The sequence below is a fragment of the Psychrobacter coccoides genome, assembly GCF_017498085.1.
In the GTDB taxonomy this organism is placed as follows: domain Bacteria; phylum Pseudomonadota; class Gammaproteobacteria; order Pseudomonadales; family Moraxellaceae; genus Psychrobacter; species Psychrobacter coccoides.
In genome coordinates this window covers 1-15,274 of the sequence record NZ_JAGBKM010000025.1, presented here as the reverse complement: position 1 = coordinate 15,274, position 15,274 = coordinate 1, and the positions used below count along the sequence as shown (strand labels likewise).

The following is a 15,274-nucleotide window of genomic DNA, read 5'->3' as shown; positions in this document are numbered from 1 at the left end:
TCATGCATAATGATGGTGTTGTTTATACAAACGATTAAAAGTCTTCAATAGACGATTAAAACAATAAATCAAGCGCCATAAAAACCAGAATCTTAAACCTTATCTTTATATTAAGGTCTCATTTAACCCTTGTAGGAGCTTATATGAAACACATGACCAAACTAATGATGGCGGCTACACTCGCTGGCGCAACCCTTGCAGCTGGCTGTCAGACGACTCCAAGTGTCACAGCGCCAGTGAGCCAACCGGTTACTAACGAAGCATTACAGGCCCATGATTGGCAGCTGGTCGATGCCAAGCGCAGCAATGGCGAAAAAGTAACACCGCTCTTTTTTGATCCAGCCAAGCCTTTGATTCTAGACTTTATGCATGATGACGGCACTGACCGCGTGGCCTTTGTGAATACGTGTAATAACATCTCTGCCGAATACAGTATCGTCAATGGCAATGTACAGCTTGATAAAGTTTTGGCCACGATGAAAGCATGTCCTGAGCCACAAGCCAGCTTCGACACCGCCACTTTGGCCACGGTTCAAGGTAAATATAGCATGAGCAAAAATGCAGACAAACAGCCTATCTTGACCATCAAGAATGACAAGCAAGTGGCACATTTTAAAGCAGTGGAAAAATAAGCAGCCCCCACTCTGCATAACCCATACCAGTCAAAAACCTCACTATACGTAGTGAGGTTTTTTGTTTTGTAGCAAACGTTAGCGACTGTACAAAACTCAGCTACACTATAATCTATCGTTTTATCCAAATTCACCGTAACCCTTATTACAGATATTACTTGAGGTCATTGTTATGCTTTATGATGCTGGCACTAGATACTTTATACCTAAGCGCATAGCTATGCTTAGTATGGTTGCTGCGTTGAGTGCTTTGTTAAGCGCTTGTCATAGTCTGCCATCGAGTGAGCTGTCTCCTTATAGCACTCATAGGCACAGTCATACGCTGTCGGCAGGTATGCCACTGATAGATAGTCAAGGACGTATCGCATATATCGAGGAGCAAGGCACAGGTAAAGCTAAGATATCTCGCCTTTATAGTATTCGTCCCGACGGCAGTAAGCGTCAGCTGATTGATCAGATTAAAGGATATATCTATGCGCCGAGCTGGTCAGCGGATGGCAAGCGTCTGGCATATAGTAAACAAGCCCTGCGTCAGCAGCCCAAGATTTATATCTATGATAGTGCTAGTCGGAGTAGCCGCTTGATCGTCGATGCACCGGGCAGTCATCTGTCGCCGTCGTTTTCACCTGATGGTCAAAAGCTGCTCTATAGCTCAACAGTCGACGGTGATGCCGATATTTATGAGCTAAACTTAAGCGATGGTCATACCCGTCAACTCACTACTCTGCCCAGTACCGAAGTACAGCCAAGCTATGCCAGTGATGGGCAAAGCTTTGTGTATACCAGTGATAAAGTACGAGCCAACCATCCTCGGCTGTATCGTTATCGCTTTGCCACCGCTAAAGCCACTCGTATTCCGACTGCAGGCTATGCGGCCAGTGCTCAGCTTAGTTTAGATGGTCAGCATATGGGCTATCTCAATGGTCAAAGCGCAGCGATCATGAACGTCACAAGCGGGCAGGTTATAGCGCTGAGTAATACAGGTCTTGATGAGCCAGCACGTCTATCACCATCAGGACGGTATGCTATCTATCCGACCCGCAATGCGCAAGGCGTCGGAAGCTTAGTGGTTCACTCTCTATCAGATCATACAAGCTACAGCATTAGCAGTCAGGCAGGCGGGGTGGTGCGCTCTCCAGTATGGGGGCGTTAATAGATAGGATCTTTAATGGGGGTTTTTATATAATATGTAATGAAATGTATATATAATCATAATCCAGAAACATCAGTTGCTTCTACATGGTTTGGCTTTTTGCAATATATTATGAGGGCGTGTTGAGCTTTTATACTACAAAAACGTACTGCAAAAACCAAATGATATGGCGCCAAGCCATGTCTATGGCAGTTATAAAAGCTACGGAATTCAGTGGTTAAAAGGAGAGAGCGATCGATGCAAGAATCTTTTGCAGTATTTATCACTAAAATCAGCTTATATCCCACTATTGTCTTTACGGGTCTGGTGATGTTTGTCACTTTATATTGGGTAGTGTCGCTGCTTGGTATGGCAGACATGGACACTGTAGACCTTGGCGACTCAGGCGCTGATGTGGATGTCTCTAACTTGTCGTCAACAGGTTTTTTTACGGGCCTTATGCTTAAATTTGGTTTGTATGGCGTGCCTTTAATCATCATACTAACCTTGGTCAGCTTAATCGGTTGGATACTCAGCTATCTCTATACCAGTTTGCTACACCAATATTTTGATGCTGGCATTCTCTATTATGTGTTTGGTACAGGAGCGCTACTTTTGGTATTGGTGGTGTCGATGTGGCTGACAGGCGTCATTATTTCACCCATTCGCAAAAATATTGCCAAAATCCCCAAACGTAATGCCATCAGCAATATCGGCAAAACGGCTATCGTGCGTACGCTGAGTGTGACTGATAAACACGGTGAGGCACAGCTTAATGACGGCGGTGCAGGACTTATTCTTAAAATTCGTCCCAGCATGCCTGATAGTCAGCTTAAGCAAGGAGATAAAGTGGTGTTGGTCGAGTATTTGCAGGAGGCTAATGCGTACCGCGTTGCCCCTGTGAAGGATGAGTAGATTTATCAAAATATTTAATGATTATTTATTAAGCAAGTATAAGTAGTGCATGATTCATTCTATGACGTTGTGTTAACTATTTAAAAATTCAATTTAATGTTGTTTTTAATATTTCAGGGTTCTAATTAGAGGAATGAATATGGACATACTTATTATCGTTGGCATCGTAGTGGTGCTGGCGTTTCTATTTATCATGGCAGGGCTATTAATGCTCAAAGCCTTTTATGTCAAGGTAGAGCAGGGTAAAGCGCTAATTATTAATGGCGTCAATAAAATAGCCGTGCGCTTTGATGGCGGCTTTGTGTGGCCGGTCATTAATAAAAAAGAGCTGATGCGCATCTCGCTGATCACTCTAGAAGTCGATCGCCGCGGTAAAGAAGGCCTTATTTGCGCTGATAATATGCGCGCTGATATTACCGTCGCCTTTTATTTGCGGGTCAACGAGACCGAAGAAGATGTGCTTAAAGTCGCCAAATCGGTGGGGGTGGATAGAGCCTCGGACAAGGTGGCGGTCAATGAGCTATTCAATGCTAAGTTCTCTGAAGCGCTAAAAACCGTTGGTAAGCAAATTGATTTTGTCAAATTGTTTGAGAACCGTAGCGAGTTTCGTGACAGTATCGTCAAAGAGATTGGCAATGATCTCAACGGTTATGTCCTAGAAGACGTGGCGATTGACTACTTGGAGCAAACGCCGAAGACCTCACTCGACTCCAGCAATATCCTAGACTCTGAGGGTATCAAAAAGATTACCCAATTGACGGCGATGCAAAACGTCATCACCAATGAGCTGGAGCGTGACGAAGAGCTGGCGGTCAAGAAGAAAAACGTCGAAACTCGTGAGGCGATGCTGGAGCTTGAGCGTCAACAAGCGGACGCTGAGGCCAAGCAGCAACGCGAAGTGTCATCGGTTATTGCTCGTGAAAATGCTGAGACTCGCAAGATTGAAGAAGAAGAGCGCAAAAGATCTGAAACGGCAATTATCATGGTCGAGCAAGATTTGGCGATTCAGCGTGAAAATCAGCAACGCGAAATCGAAGTCGCTGAACAAAACCGGATGCGTGCGGTCATCATTGAACAAGAAAAAGTTACTCGCGCGCAGGATTTAGAAATCGTCTCGCGTGAGCGCGAAGTGGACTTGCAGCGTATCGAGGCCGAGCGCGCCATTGAGCTTGAGAAAAAAGAGATTGCCAACGTCATTCGGGAGCGTATTGCCGTTGACAAAACCGTAGCGCAAGAAGAAGAGCGCATCAAAGAAGTACGTGAAGTCAGTGAAGCGGAGCGTGAGAAACAAACGCGCGTATTAGCCGCTGAAGCGGATGCTGAAGAGATCAAAGTGCGCCAAGTCAAAAAGGCGGAAGCCGAAGAGCTGTCTGCCAAGCACAAAGCGGTTGAGATTACCACCCTTGCCAATGCCAATCTAGAAGCTTCTGCCAAAGACGCCGAAGCCAAAGTGAAACTGGCAGAAGGTATCAAGGCTGAAGAGTCGGCACATGGTTTCGCCGAAGCGGCGATTCAAGAAGCCAAAGCGGGCTCTTTGGAAAAAGAAGGTCTTGCCAAAGCCAATATCATCAAGGCGACAGGGCAGGCCGAGGCGCAAGCAGAGCGCGAAAAAGGCATGGCAGATGCTGAGATTATCGCCGCACGCGGTGAGTCTAACGCCAAGTCCGAGCGTGAAGTGGGCCTTGCCAAAGCCGAAGTCACCCGCGCCCACTTCCAAGCCGAGGCCGATGGTCTGGTCGAGAAGTTCAATGCTATGGGCAGCATGAGCGCTGAGGCACGCGAGCACGAAGAGTTCCGCATGAGTCTTGAGACCGCGCTACAAGAAGCGATGGCCTCTATTGACGCTGGTAAAGAGATTGCCAAAGAGAACGCTGAAGTGTTGGCAACCGCACTACAAAAAGCCAAAATCGATATCGTCGGCGGCGAGGAGCACTTCTTTGATAACTTCGCCAAGTCCTTATCAATTGGTAAAGCTATCGATGGTCTCGCTGGTAAGTCTGATACCCTCAGCGGCATTATCAATGGCGTGATGGCAAATCAGGTGATGAATAAAGTTAATAAAGCTGGTGAAGATACTGATAATAAGCCTGTTTAATGTGATTGGTAAGATACTGTGAGTTGTAGGCTGGGTTTTTAACCCTGAAAAGCGTCAAAAAATTGTACTGCAATTTTAGCTTTGCAAGGGAAATTCTTTAAATAGAATTTCCATGAAACATTGTAAATACTCCAAAGCTTTAATAAAACCCAGCCTACGAAAAAATTAAATTAAAAATAATTCCATGAGTAAATGGCAATGCAGATTGCCATTTATTTTTGCCAACTCAAATTTCAAACAATACCGAGTTGGCTAGTCTAAAAAAATGTTTTAGGTATCTTACCCGCGTTTTTTTAGACTAGCCAAAACCTTTTGAACTCCTAACCCTTTCTTATTGCCCAAAACACAAGTGGACGACTCACGATGGCGGATACGCAAAACCCAACCAATCCAGACAGCACCGATAACGATAGCCCAGCCAATCAGGCTCAGCAAACTGATCAGGCGGTGGCATCCGGTAATGCTTATGAGCTAATCAAGCGCCGCCTAACCGAGCAGGGCAGCCGCCTAGAAGCGCAGACCGCTAAACTCAATAATGCCCGCCTTGACGAGTTTGGCAGTACGCAGATGCAGGTCATCGCGCGTACCCGTATTCGCACCGAATATAACTGCGTCGCGCAAGATATGGTGCAAGTGGGCGACTATCTATTGTTCGGCTATAACGTCTTTATGGGACTCAAGCGTGCCAGTAATATCAGCGATGTGCTATCGCTATACCGTTTGCTAGCGCCTGCGGATATTAATCAAAGTGGCGCTTCTCACGATGATTCTCATACTGATGCTGAACAAGACTATCAGCTTGAAGCCGTCGACCTAAAAGGTACGTTTTTAGACCAAGATGCCTTTGTGCAAGACTTCAACGAGCTGTATCGCTACTACAAACAAACGCGGCTGATTCAGCTGACCGTTAAAGACAGCAAGCTACTGATGGCTTTTCAAATCGGCGAGCGTATCACCGATATTCGCGTGTTTCGCTTTGCGCTGGATTTTAGCGAAGGCACACCGGAGTCCGCGCAAGTGGCCTATGTGGACAATCGTGGCGAGCGTGATATCGAGCTGCCGCCGGCTTATGATTTTGAATGGATAGAGACCACCCGCGAGCAGATGATTAACGGTAAATATCCGCACATGAATATCTTAGATACGATATTTGTGGAAACGGTCAGCGGCAGTTTGACCATCAAGATTGAGAATAATACCGAGTCAGGACAAGGTCTGTATAACGAGCCGGTGGATGACCGGACTCAGTCTTTGACCGATGCTGAGATTTTTTATGCCAAAGTCGGTAGCTTGATTTTACTTAAGATTCTGCCGTACCGTGAGGGCAGTTATCGCTATTTTGTCTATAACACCTTGACCGAAGCAGTAATGCGCTTAGACGCTATCGGGCAATCGTGCGTGCAATTGCCTGAAGACCACGGCATTATCTTCCCTGGCGGCTATTATCTACAAACGGGCGAGTATAAACTGTTTGATGCTAATAACGGCGATAACAGCAATGGCAATAAAAAGAATCTAAAATTTAAGCGCCGCATCGTATCCCCTAACGGTGAGGACGTGCTGTTTTTATTTTATGATAGAGAGCTTGGTATCACCGGACTGTTTCCCTATAACCTCATCAAAAAACAATTGGCAAATCCCATTTATTGTAACGGCATGGCGCTGGCCGAGAACGGCCGCTTGGTGCTGTTTAGCGCCCAAAGTGAACCCTCACGCATCCATCCGATGCAGATATGGCACACCCCTTACGCCTCGCCTGAATATATTAGCGAATTGCCTGAGAGCAGCAGCTTTTACGGTAAAATCGGTAATAAAGAGCTGGTGCGCGGCATCTCCGATTTGTATAGCATCACCCGCCTGATTGATAATCAAAGCGTCTCGCAAAAGCTCTATGAGGAATTGGCTGACAATACCAGCCGTCTGTTCGACAATTATTATTGGTTGTCCGAGCCAGAGCTTGATGAGATTGCCGGCAGCATTAAAGAGGTCACCGCTACCGCCGAGTTGGTCATCGATGAATTCGCCAAAGTCCAAAGCATTCAAAAGCAAACCCAAAACGCGCTAATGGATGCCGAGGCCAAGCAAAACGAAATTGTACGCCAAATAAAAATAACCACCTTTGAGAGTGCCAGTGACTATGTCGACCAGCTCTCTGCCATCAGACGCCAAAAAGGGCATCTGGTTAGCTTAGAGGATTTGCGTTATTTAGACAGCGACAAGTTAGCGTCTTTGCAGACCCAGTTAGAAGAGGCGGAGAGTGCACTTGCCGAACAAACCGTGGTTTATCTTAGCGGTGATGAGGCGCTAGCAAGCTATGAGGGCATCTTAGCTGACGTCAGCGAGCGCCTAGAGACCGCGGAAACCAATAGTGAGCTCAAACCGGTACTTGAGCAAATCGATAACACTGCCCAAGGGCTCGATTTATTAACTGAATTGCTTGGCACGCTAGACGTTGCCGATGCTACCGTGCGCACCCAAATTATCGATGATATCTCCGCTATTTATTCGCGCCTTAATCAAAGTAAAGCCAAGCTCAATCATAAACGTAAAAATTTAGGTTCCGCCGAAGCCGTCGCCCAGTTTGGGGCGCAGTTTAAACTCTTTACCCAGTCCATTGCCAATGCTTTGTCTATTGCCAATACGCCTGAGAAGTCCGATGAGCAAATGGCAAAGCTACTGGTGCAATTGGAGGAGCTGGAGAGTCAATTTGCTGACCCTGAGATAGGCGGCGACCAGTTTTTAGCAGACATTATCAGCAAACGCGAAGAGATTTATGAGACCTTTGAAAATCATAAACAGCAATTACTTGATGCGCGTAATCGCCGAGCGCAAAATCTAGGTGATGGGGCGCTACGGATGCTGGATAGCATCAAAAAACGCACCCAAAGTACAGGCGTTACCGGCTTTACCACCGAGGAGGCGCTCAATACCTATTTTGCCTCTGATGGTCTGGTACAAAAGGTACGCGGCATTGCCAAAGACTTACAAGAGCTGGGCTTTAGCGTCAAAGCCGACGATATCGACGCGCGCCTAAAAGCCATTCAAATCGAGAGTTACAAAAGCCTAAAAGACAAGTCGGACTTGTTTGAAGATGGCGGTCAGATTATAAAACTCGGTCGCCATCGCTTTTCGGTCAATACCCAGCCTTTAGATTTAACCTTGCTCAGTCGTCAGCAAAATGACGGCAAGCGGGTGCTTAATTTGCATCTGACCGGCACCGACTATTATGAGGTACTCGACAACAGCGAGCTAAACGCTCTACGCCCGTACTGGGATATGAACATCGCCTCCGAATCTGATAGCGTTTACCGAGCCGAGTACTTAGCTTATAGCATTATCGAGAGCGCCAAAAACGGTGAGGACGGTCTTACCGAGGCACGTCTATACCAAGCTTATGATGATACGGTTGCTACAATGAGTAGTACTGGAGATGACGACCGTATCGATGACGATAGTCCCCTTGCCAAACTCATCAAAGCTTATGCCACGCCGCGCTATCAACTAGGCTATGAAAAGGGCATTCATGACCATGATGCGGCTTTGCTTTTGCTGCAAATCTTGCCGACACTACGCGATGCAGGCCTACTGATTTATACCCCGCAAGTCCGCGCCTTGGCGCAGCTGTTCTACTGGCAATTAAATCTCGTGCAAGCTTTGGACTTAGACAATTTAAAACCCTTTGGTTACGATAAGTGGCTGGATGAAGCGATATTAACGCAGGCAAATAACTGGACGGATAGAGCCATTACCGCTGAGCAGTTGCGTTTGAGCCTTGGTAGTGATAGCGCCAAAGCCCTGCTTATTGAAGATATGACGGCGGTGATGCGTGGATTTGTCGCCACTTACAATGCTGACAACAGTAATAGCAATAAAAACTCTATTACTGAAAAATATGATGCAGAGCCAGCAACACAAACAGAATCAGACACAAGCGATATCCATGATGCCACTATCTTTAAACAAAGCTATGTAAAGCTGGCTTGTGAATATTTGGTGAGCGTTATGGGTCAGGCGGATAGCTCTGAGAATAGCTCAAACGCCAAAACAACATGGCAAACCAGTCAGCAAGCGCAGCAGTTGTGCGAGCAGCTGACGCAAACGCTAAATAGCGCATCGGGTAGCATGACCAATACCGCTAGTTTTGCGCAATTAGAGTCCGCTATCGGCAAGCTAACCTTGCAGCCCAAATCGGCTTATGAGCTGCTCGCCACTTGGTTTCATGCGCTACTGGATAACACTTATGCCAATAGTAAAGATACCAGTACAGATATCGGTACAAGTAGTGACGATAATGAGCTGAGTGAAGAGGCGCGTAGTGAGCTGGCAGCAGCAGAGGCGCTACGTCAGCAGCAACGAGATAGCGGACGCCATTATGTACCCGAAGCGGTTGCTATCTTGCTTACCAAGCTTAACGATGCTCAGCGTGAGGCCTTAGTCCAGCGTTTAATCGATAGTGGTGCCAGCTTTGCTAAAGGCGCGATGAATAAAAGCGCATCAAGCGCCTCATCACCTGCTTCATCATCTGCTTCATCACCTGCCTTGTCATTTGCATCAAACGCCTCTTTGACCAGTAGCAATAACCCGCTTAAGCAAGTGACAGACTTTGCACGTAACACCGGTGAGGTCGCACTTGAGAGTCGAGTCGATAACTTACTCGGTGAGCATCCCCGCATTCACAGCCAAACGCTCACCTTTGCCGTCGATGAATTTTTAAGCCGCCTGCACTATCACCAGACTCAAGTCATTCCCGCCTATAGGCGCTATTTGGCGATGCGCTCCGAGATTTTGCACGACGCCCGCGATGCGCTACGACTGGATGAGTTTATGCCGCGTCCGCTGTCCTCCTTTGTGCGTAACCGCCTGATTAATGAGAGCTATTTGCCACTAATCGGCGACAACCTTGCCAAGCAAATGGGCACCGTTGGCGAGGATAAACGTACCGACCTTATGGGTATCCTGATGATGATATCGCCGCCAGGTTACGGTAAAACCACCTTAATGGAGTATGTTGCTAACCGTCTGGGGCTTATCTTTATGAAGATAAACTGTCCTTCACTTGGTCATGATGTGACCTCACTAGATCCCGAAAAAGCGCCTAATGCCACTGCTAGGGAGGAGCTCAACAAAATCAACTTAGCCTTTGAGATGGGCAATAACGTCATGCTCTATCTTGATGATATCCAGCATACTCACGCTGAATTTTTACAAAAATTCATCTCCCTTGGTGATGGCACGCGCCGTATCGATGGCGTTTGGCAGGGCAAAACCAAGACCTACGACATGCGCGGCAAAAAGTTCTGTGTGGTCATGGCAGGTAATCCTTATACCGAAAGCGGCGAAGCCTTTAAAGTGCCTGACATGCTTGCCAACCGTGCCGACATCTATAATCTTGGTGATATCATGAGCGGCATGGAAGAGGTGTTTGCGCTCAGCTACATCGAAAACGCCTTGACCTCAAACAAGGCTCTCGCACCCCTTGCCAACCGCGACTTGAGCGACGTACATCGTCTGATTAGAATGGCAAAGGCGGACAACGCTAACCTTGTGCAAGCGCAAAGCAGCGAGCTCTCTTACCCTTATAGCACCTCGGAGATTAACGAGATTATCGCCATCTTGCGCCATATGTTTACCGTGCAAGAAGTCATCCTTGACGTCAACCAAGCCTACATCGCCTCCGCTTCGCAAGATGATAAATACCGCACCGAGCCGATATTTAAGCTGCAAGGCAGTTACCGCAACATGAATAAAATGACCGAAAAGCTCTCGGCGGTCATGAATCAAGAGGAGCTGAACCAGCTTATCGACGACCACTATCTGGGCGAGTCGCAACTATTGACCCAAGGCGCGGAGAGTAACCTGCTTAAGCTTGGCGAGATGCGCGGCGTATTGACTGCGGATGAGGCCGAGCGCTGGGCACAAATCAAAGCTGACTTTTTGCGTAATAAAGCCATGGGCGGCGAAGATGGCGATACAGGCGCGCGTATCGTTGCGCAATTGGTTGATTTAGCCAATGGCTTTAATGCTATTAGCGGTCAGTTTGACAAATACCTGAGCCAAAATGACCCTGAGAAAATTGCCCATCAGCGCAGCGCTGAACAGCAAGCGCAAATCGATGCCCAGCTTGAGGCGCAAAAAATCCTCGCCGACAGCTTTATCACAGGTTTTGTAGATAATGCCAAAGTCGTCAGCGACAGCATCGATAACGGCTTTGAGAAGAGCATGAACCAGTTGATACAAATCTATAAGCACGACCACAAATCAGAGGGCGAGTACCTCAAACAAAATCAAGACATGCAAAAAGCGCTGATGGTACAACTGGTCAATGCCGTTGAGCAACTGGCGCAGCAGATGGCAGATAGCCTGCTCAAGAGTACTGAGAATCAAACTTCTGAGTCAAATACGCCTGACCTCACGGAACAAACCGCACTGTTAGCAAACGCCCTTAAGCAAGCACTAGAACCGCTGAATATGCGCATGGATGAAAAGCTCGCCCTCGACACCAGTACCGACCAATCGGGCAAGCTTATCGTCAATAGCCTAAATCGGCTTAATAAAATCTTTGATAATTATGATTAAACAGTGGTTAATGAATAGATAGTCATAATCTCAAAATTTTACGTTCGTTGTAGGCTGGCGCTTTTAGCCCAGCAACTATCTCTATCTTAGTGGCGTGTAGGGTGCGCCCAGCGCACCATGAATAAAAACTAGCTTATAAATTTATTCATAATTATCATTAAGACTCTAAATAAGATTATGGGAAAACCATGGCACACAAAAAACAAAACCTACCCCAGAAAATTTGCCCCGTCTGCCAGCGACCATTCACGTGGCGCAAGAAGTAGGAGAAGGATTGGGACAATGTGATTTATTGTTCTGAGCGTTGTCGGCGGGGGAAAAAGAAGTAGAGTGGGTTACGCGTTCGCTAACCCACCATACGTAAATACAACTCTCTATGATGGCCTTGAGAAATTAAAGAGCTCCTTATTTCCTATTGTACCGTCTTGATTGTCATCAATTTCGAGAGTCAGAGCAGTGTTACCAGTCACTCGTGCGTAACGCGTACGCGGCTCTGATAATCCAACACCATCGTTGTTGTCATAGATTATAGAAGTTGCTAACCGCCCAGTCGTAGGGTCAACGGTGTAGTAACCCCATTCCATACCATTTTCAGAATTATTTACTGAGCCAGTTTCATCAACTTGTACTTGGATATAAGTACCATTCTCGAAGAAGGCTAATCCCACTAGCTCTTTGTCATCAGCATCATCGAAGCTCCAAGACCCTAAGATGCCTTCAGGCTCGGTTTTGGAGAAGTAATAGATTTCATCATTATCAATGACGCCATTATTGTCCTCATCTACTTCGAGGACCAGCTTGCCATTAGATACTTTAGCATAACGATTGACGGAATCTGACAATCCAGAGCTGCCATTTTTATCAAAAATAGGCGTAGCAGCTAGTTTACCTGTACTATTATTGATGGTGTAACTACCCCATTCCATACCATTTTTAGGTTCACTTGTTGATTGACTATTATCGACTTGGACCTGTACATAAGTCTTGTCATCCATGAAGACAATCGCTGATAATTCACTGCTACTATCGTCACTACTCCACGTTCCAATGATTTCAGTGTTGATATTTGGTTGATCGGGTTGTGGGGTATCTGGCTGATCAGGTTGTGGGGTATCTGGTTGATCAGGTTGTGGGGTATCTGGTTGATCAGGTTGCGGGGTGTCTGGTTGATCAGGTTGTGGGATGTCTGGTTGATCAGGTTGTGGGGTGTCTGGCTGATCAAGTTGTGGGGTATCTGGCTGATCAGATTGCGACGTTGATGGTCCATCATTATCATCACCACACCCTTGTAAAAACAGCGCAGTAGTAATGGCCAGTAGTGTCAATTTAAAAGTTTTCATTTTCTTTCTCTCCTTGAATGAAAAATGTAAAGCTTTCGTTGGATTAAACTGCTACGTTCTTGTTCTCCCTTAGCTGTAATATTGGTAAAGTGCCTTTAAAGTAACGGCGTAGAATATAGTGCTTGTGCTTTGCATATATTCGTATTTTTAAATATAACAAAAATTATTAAGTTAATCTAATAAAAAAATAATTTTTTAATATATTGGTTAAGAATTAAACAATAATAGGAGATGAGCCATGATGTGCTGTAAGCTAAGCATCAATAAGGATTAAGCTTGATAATCTTGCTGAGTGTTTTTTATTTATACATTTCAACAAGTTAAGTAAATCTTATAGGCAGTAAAAGATAAAAGACAGGTGAGAGCAATTTTTCTAAAGTTTGGGTATGCTGCTTTATGGCACATGCTACTATGCATAAACATCACTCCCACCGAGACAGACCGCCATGACCTCAAAGCCGCCCCCAAAACCAACTCGCAAATTGCCAACTCTCAAAAGTCTCTACGATAATAAAGTCCTGCCTATATTAATCGACAAAGCCTGTGCATTAGACGTTGTAAGCGAGCAAAGAGCACTGGTCGTTCCAAAAGCGCGCGGCATAGTGTTAGAAATCGGTGTTGGCAGCGGACTCAATGCTGGGTTTTATAACCCGCAAACCGTCAAGCAAGTCATAGGCGTCGACCCGCACCTGCATTCATTAGCAGCAGAACGCTTTGCTAGTACAGGCATCGACTTTCTCTCGCAGCCGTTGTCCGCCGAGACGCTACCCCTTGAGGACAATAGCGTTGACAGTATCGTCATGACCTTTACTCTATGCTCTATCCCTAATCCTATTCAAGCGCTAACTGAGATGAGACGTGTGCTCAAACCGACGGGCACCCTATATTATGCCGAACACGGCTTAGCGCCGCAGCCCAAATGGGCACGCAAAATGCAACAGCTCATCACCCCAGCATGGAAGCCGATAGCGGGCGGCTGTCATCTGGATAGGGATATCGAGCAGCTGATAGCGCAGGCGGGATTTGCGGTGTCGGGTCAGCAAGGATTCACTCAGGGCGTCAATATCGTGGGTTATCACTATTGGGGCGAAGCGGCGCCGCACGACTTGCGTTCATGATTGAAGTAGGGCGGCGTTAGACTTGTTAAATTCTCGTAGAGAATGCAGACGAGGCGTAACCCGCCTTACATAACTATTTATATTATGACTAATGCACGAAGTGTATCCTAAGGATATGAACACAGTTAAAAGCGAAATAAAATGACACTCTACTGCTTCTGTATGGTGTGTGCATGTATTAAAGTAACTACACGCTTCCCTACTGTTGAGGTACATTATAACGGATGAATCATCGCTGTATTACAAACTAACCTTCAAATGTACTCAAATTGGGTTTAAGTTATAAAAACTTCCGCTGAAAACAGCGTAAACAGACAGCAAAGTAGAGTGCCATTAACAAGTTAACAAATTAATACGTTCGTCTCAACTGTTTTCTAAACAATTTATTCAAGATATCTACCTCCTGCCAGTCAACGAACCAATAATATTTACTAAAAAACTCTATATGATCTTTGATAATTTGAGTTCGTCTATTTTGGCTAACATTGTGTATAACTATGTTTGTAATAAATTCTTTATCGTGTTTATCTATATAGGGACAACTCATAGAGTCCATATATAGTCAGTTCACTATAAAAGAAATACAGCCCATATCATGAAACAGTTTAGGCAGATTATTCTCCATCCAGCCTTGGCGTAGAAACTTTGCTTGTGCCCATTTTTTCTCAATGGGGTTAAGATCAGGGCTATAGGGTGGCAGCCATAGAATGCGATGACCATGTCTGTTGAGCAGTTTTTGGATACGTCTGCTTTTATGAAACCTAGCGTTATCCATAACGATCACGCATTTAGTCTTGAGACTTGGAATAAGTGTGATCTTACACCAGTCATAAAATATATTGCTATTGATATTCTGTTCAAAGTAATCAAGCGCAAACAGCATCTTGTTATAAAGAGCACCGATGACGTTAGTTCTCTTTTTTGCTTGCCAGTTGTAGCTGTCGATACAGGGTGTACCAATCGGTGCATAGCCATGAGAGCGGATGGTCTCGTGCTCAAAGCCGCTTTCATCCATATAGATAATGGGATAGCCTTGCTGCGTAAAGCGATCAAGTTTACTCTGATAAGCCACTCTTTTTATCAGGCAGGCTTTTGGATGCTCTAAGGTCTTTTTTTTGACTGATACCTAGACGTTTTAAAGCAGTGTGCATGCCGGTCTTACTACAGTTGAATCGCCTAGCTCGCTCGTACAGATAATCGTCTGGATATTGTTCAACGTCTTTTAAGAGTGCTTCATTCGGTATTTTAGTTGGTGATTTATCTCGAGTTTGTTTGATACTTGGGTTTCTCAGCCAGCGCTGTAATGCGGTTTTGCTAACATTATAGAAAGTACAAGCCTGACGGATACTCATGTCTTTGTTTTTGACACTTTTAATCACTTGTGCTCGAAAATCTGCTGAATAGGTCATTTGTTCTTCTGCTATTTCGCTTGCTTTAAAACGATTGTATCTTATTTAAAAAGAACT

At 45.6% G+C, this 15,274-nt stretch carries 9 protein-coding genes and 1 pseudogene; 7 read left to right on the top strand and 3 right to left on the bottom strand.

Going from position 1 to position 15,274, the window contains the following annotated elements; translation table 11 throughout:
• The first annotated feature begins 143 nt into the window (after nucleotides 1–143).
• From J3492_RS11650 to J3492_RS13395, 6 genes and pseudogenes are all read left to right on the top strand, one after another.
• Nucleotides 144–632 carry an META domain-containing protein gene (locus J3492_RS11650; protein ID WP_207992223.1) on the top strand — a complete coding sequence of 163 codons (489 nt, stop codon included), beginning with the start codon at nucleotides 144–146 and terminating at the stop codon, nucleotides 630–632.
• A gap of 220 nt (nucleotides 633–852) precedes the next feature.
• Nucleotides 853–1,785 carry a Xaa-Pro aminopeptidase gene (locus tag J3492_RS11645; protein WP_243453239.1) on the top strand — a complete coding sequence of 311 codons (933 nt, stop codon included), beginning with the start codon at nucleotides 853–855 and terminating at the stop codon, nucleotides 1,783–1,785.
• A 237-nt stretch (nucleotides 1,786–2,022) separates the two neighbouring features.
• On the top strand, nucleotides 2,023–2,679 hold the full coding sequence (locus J3492_RS11640; RefSeq protein WP_207992220.1) for an OB-fold-containig protein: 657 nt from the start codon (nucleotides 2,023–2,025) through the stop codon (nucleotides 2,677–2,679).
• Between the two features lie 139 nt (nucleotides 2,680–2,818).
• A complete protein-coding gene (locus J3492_RS11635) occupies nucleotides 2,819–4,774 on the top strand; it encodes a flotillin family protein (RefSeq protein WP_207992219.1) in 1,956 nt (651 codons plus the stop codon).
• A 363-nt stretch (nucleotides 4,775–5,137) separates the two neighbouring features.
• Nucleotides 5,138–11,350, top strand: coding sequence for a DNA repair ATPase (locus tag J3492_RS11630; RefSeq protein ID WP_207992218.1), 6,213 nt, complete (start codon nucleotides 5,138–5,140; stop codon nucleotides 11,348–11,350).
• Between the two features lie 188 nt (nucleotides 11,351–11,538).
• Nucleotides 11,539–11,679 (top strand): annotated as a pseudogene (locus J3492_RS13395) (DUF2256 domain-containing protein).
• A gap of 45 nt (nucleotides 11,680–11,724) precedes the next feature.
• On the opposite strand, the gene J3492_RS11620 reads toward J3492_RS13395, so the two are convergent.
• Nucleotides 11,725–12,690, bottom strand: a complete 966-nt coding sequence (locus J3492_RS11620) for a hypothetical protein (protein WP_207992217.1) — start codon at nucleotides 12,688–12,690, stop codon at nucleotides 11,725–11,727.
• A 446-nt stretch (nucleotides 12,691–13,136) separates the two neighbouring features.
• Between J3492_RS11620 and J3492_RS11615 the strand changes: the two genes are divergently transcribed.
• Nucleotides 13,137–13,808 (top strand): class I SAM-dependent methyltransferase, encoded by a 672-nt coding sequence (locus J3492_RS11615; protein WP_207992216.1) that lies wholly within the window; start codon nucleotides 13,137–13,139, stop codon nucleotides 13,806–13,808.
• A gap of 562 nt (nucleotides 13,809–14,370) precedes the next feature.
• Here the strand turns inward: J3492_RS11615 and J3492_RS11610 are convergent.
• Complete coding sequence (locus J3492_RS11610; RefSeq protein WP_207989865.1) at nucleotides 14,371–14,880, bottom strand: IS630 family transposase; 510 nt, start codon at nucleotides 14,878–14,880, stop codon at nucleotides 14,371–14,373.
• A complete protein-coding gene (locus J3492_RS11605) occupies nucleotides 14,864–15,217 on the bottom strand; it encodes an IS630 transposase-related protein (protein WP_207988742.1) in 354 nt (117 codons plus the stop codon). Before J3492_RS11605 ends, J3492_RS11610 begins: the two co-directional genes overlap by 17 nt.
• Nucleotides 15,218–15,274 lie beyond the last annotated feature (57 nt).

Coding starts and splice junctions, on each gene's coding strand:
- J3492_RS11650 (WP_207992223.1), top strand. CDS start 144: ATGAAACACATGACCAAACTAATGATGGCGGCTACACTCGCTGGCGCA.
- J3492_RS11645 (WP_243453239.1), top strand. CDS start 853: ATGCTTAGTATGGTTGCTGCGTTGAGTGCTTTGTTAAGCGCTTGTCAT.
- J3492_RS11640 (WP_207992220.1), top strand. CDS start 2,023: ATGCAAGAATCTTTTGCAGTATTTATCACTAAAATCAGCTTATATCCC.
- J3492_RS11635 (WP_207992219.1), top strand. CDS start 2,819: ATGGACATACTTATTATCGTTGGCATCGTAGTGGTGCTGGCGTTTCTA.
- J3492_RS11630 (WP_207992218.1), top strand. CDS start 5,138: ATGGCGGATACGCAAAACCCAACCAATCCAGACAGCACCGATAACGAT.
- J3492_RS11620 (WP_207992217.1), bottom strand. CDS start 12,690: ATGAAAACTTTTAAATTGACACTACTGGCCATTACTACTGCGCTGTTT.
- J3492_RS11615 (WP_207992216.1), top strand. CDS start 13,137: ATGACCTCAAAGCCGCCCCCAAAACCAACTCGCAAATTGCCAACTCTC.
- J3492_RS11605 (WP_207988742.1), bottom strand. CDS start 15,217: ATGACCTATTCAGCAGATTTTCGAGCACAAGTGATTAAAAGTGTCAAA.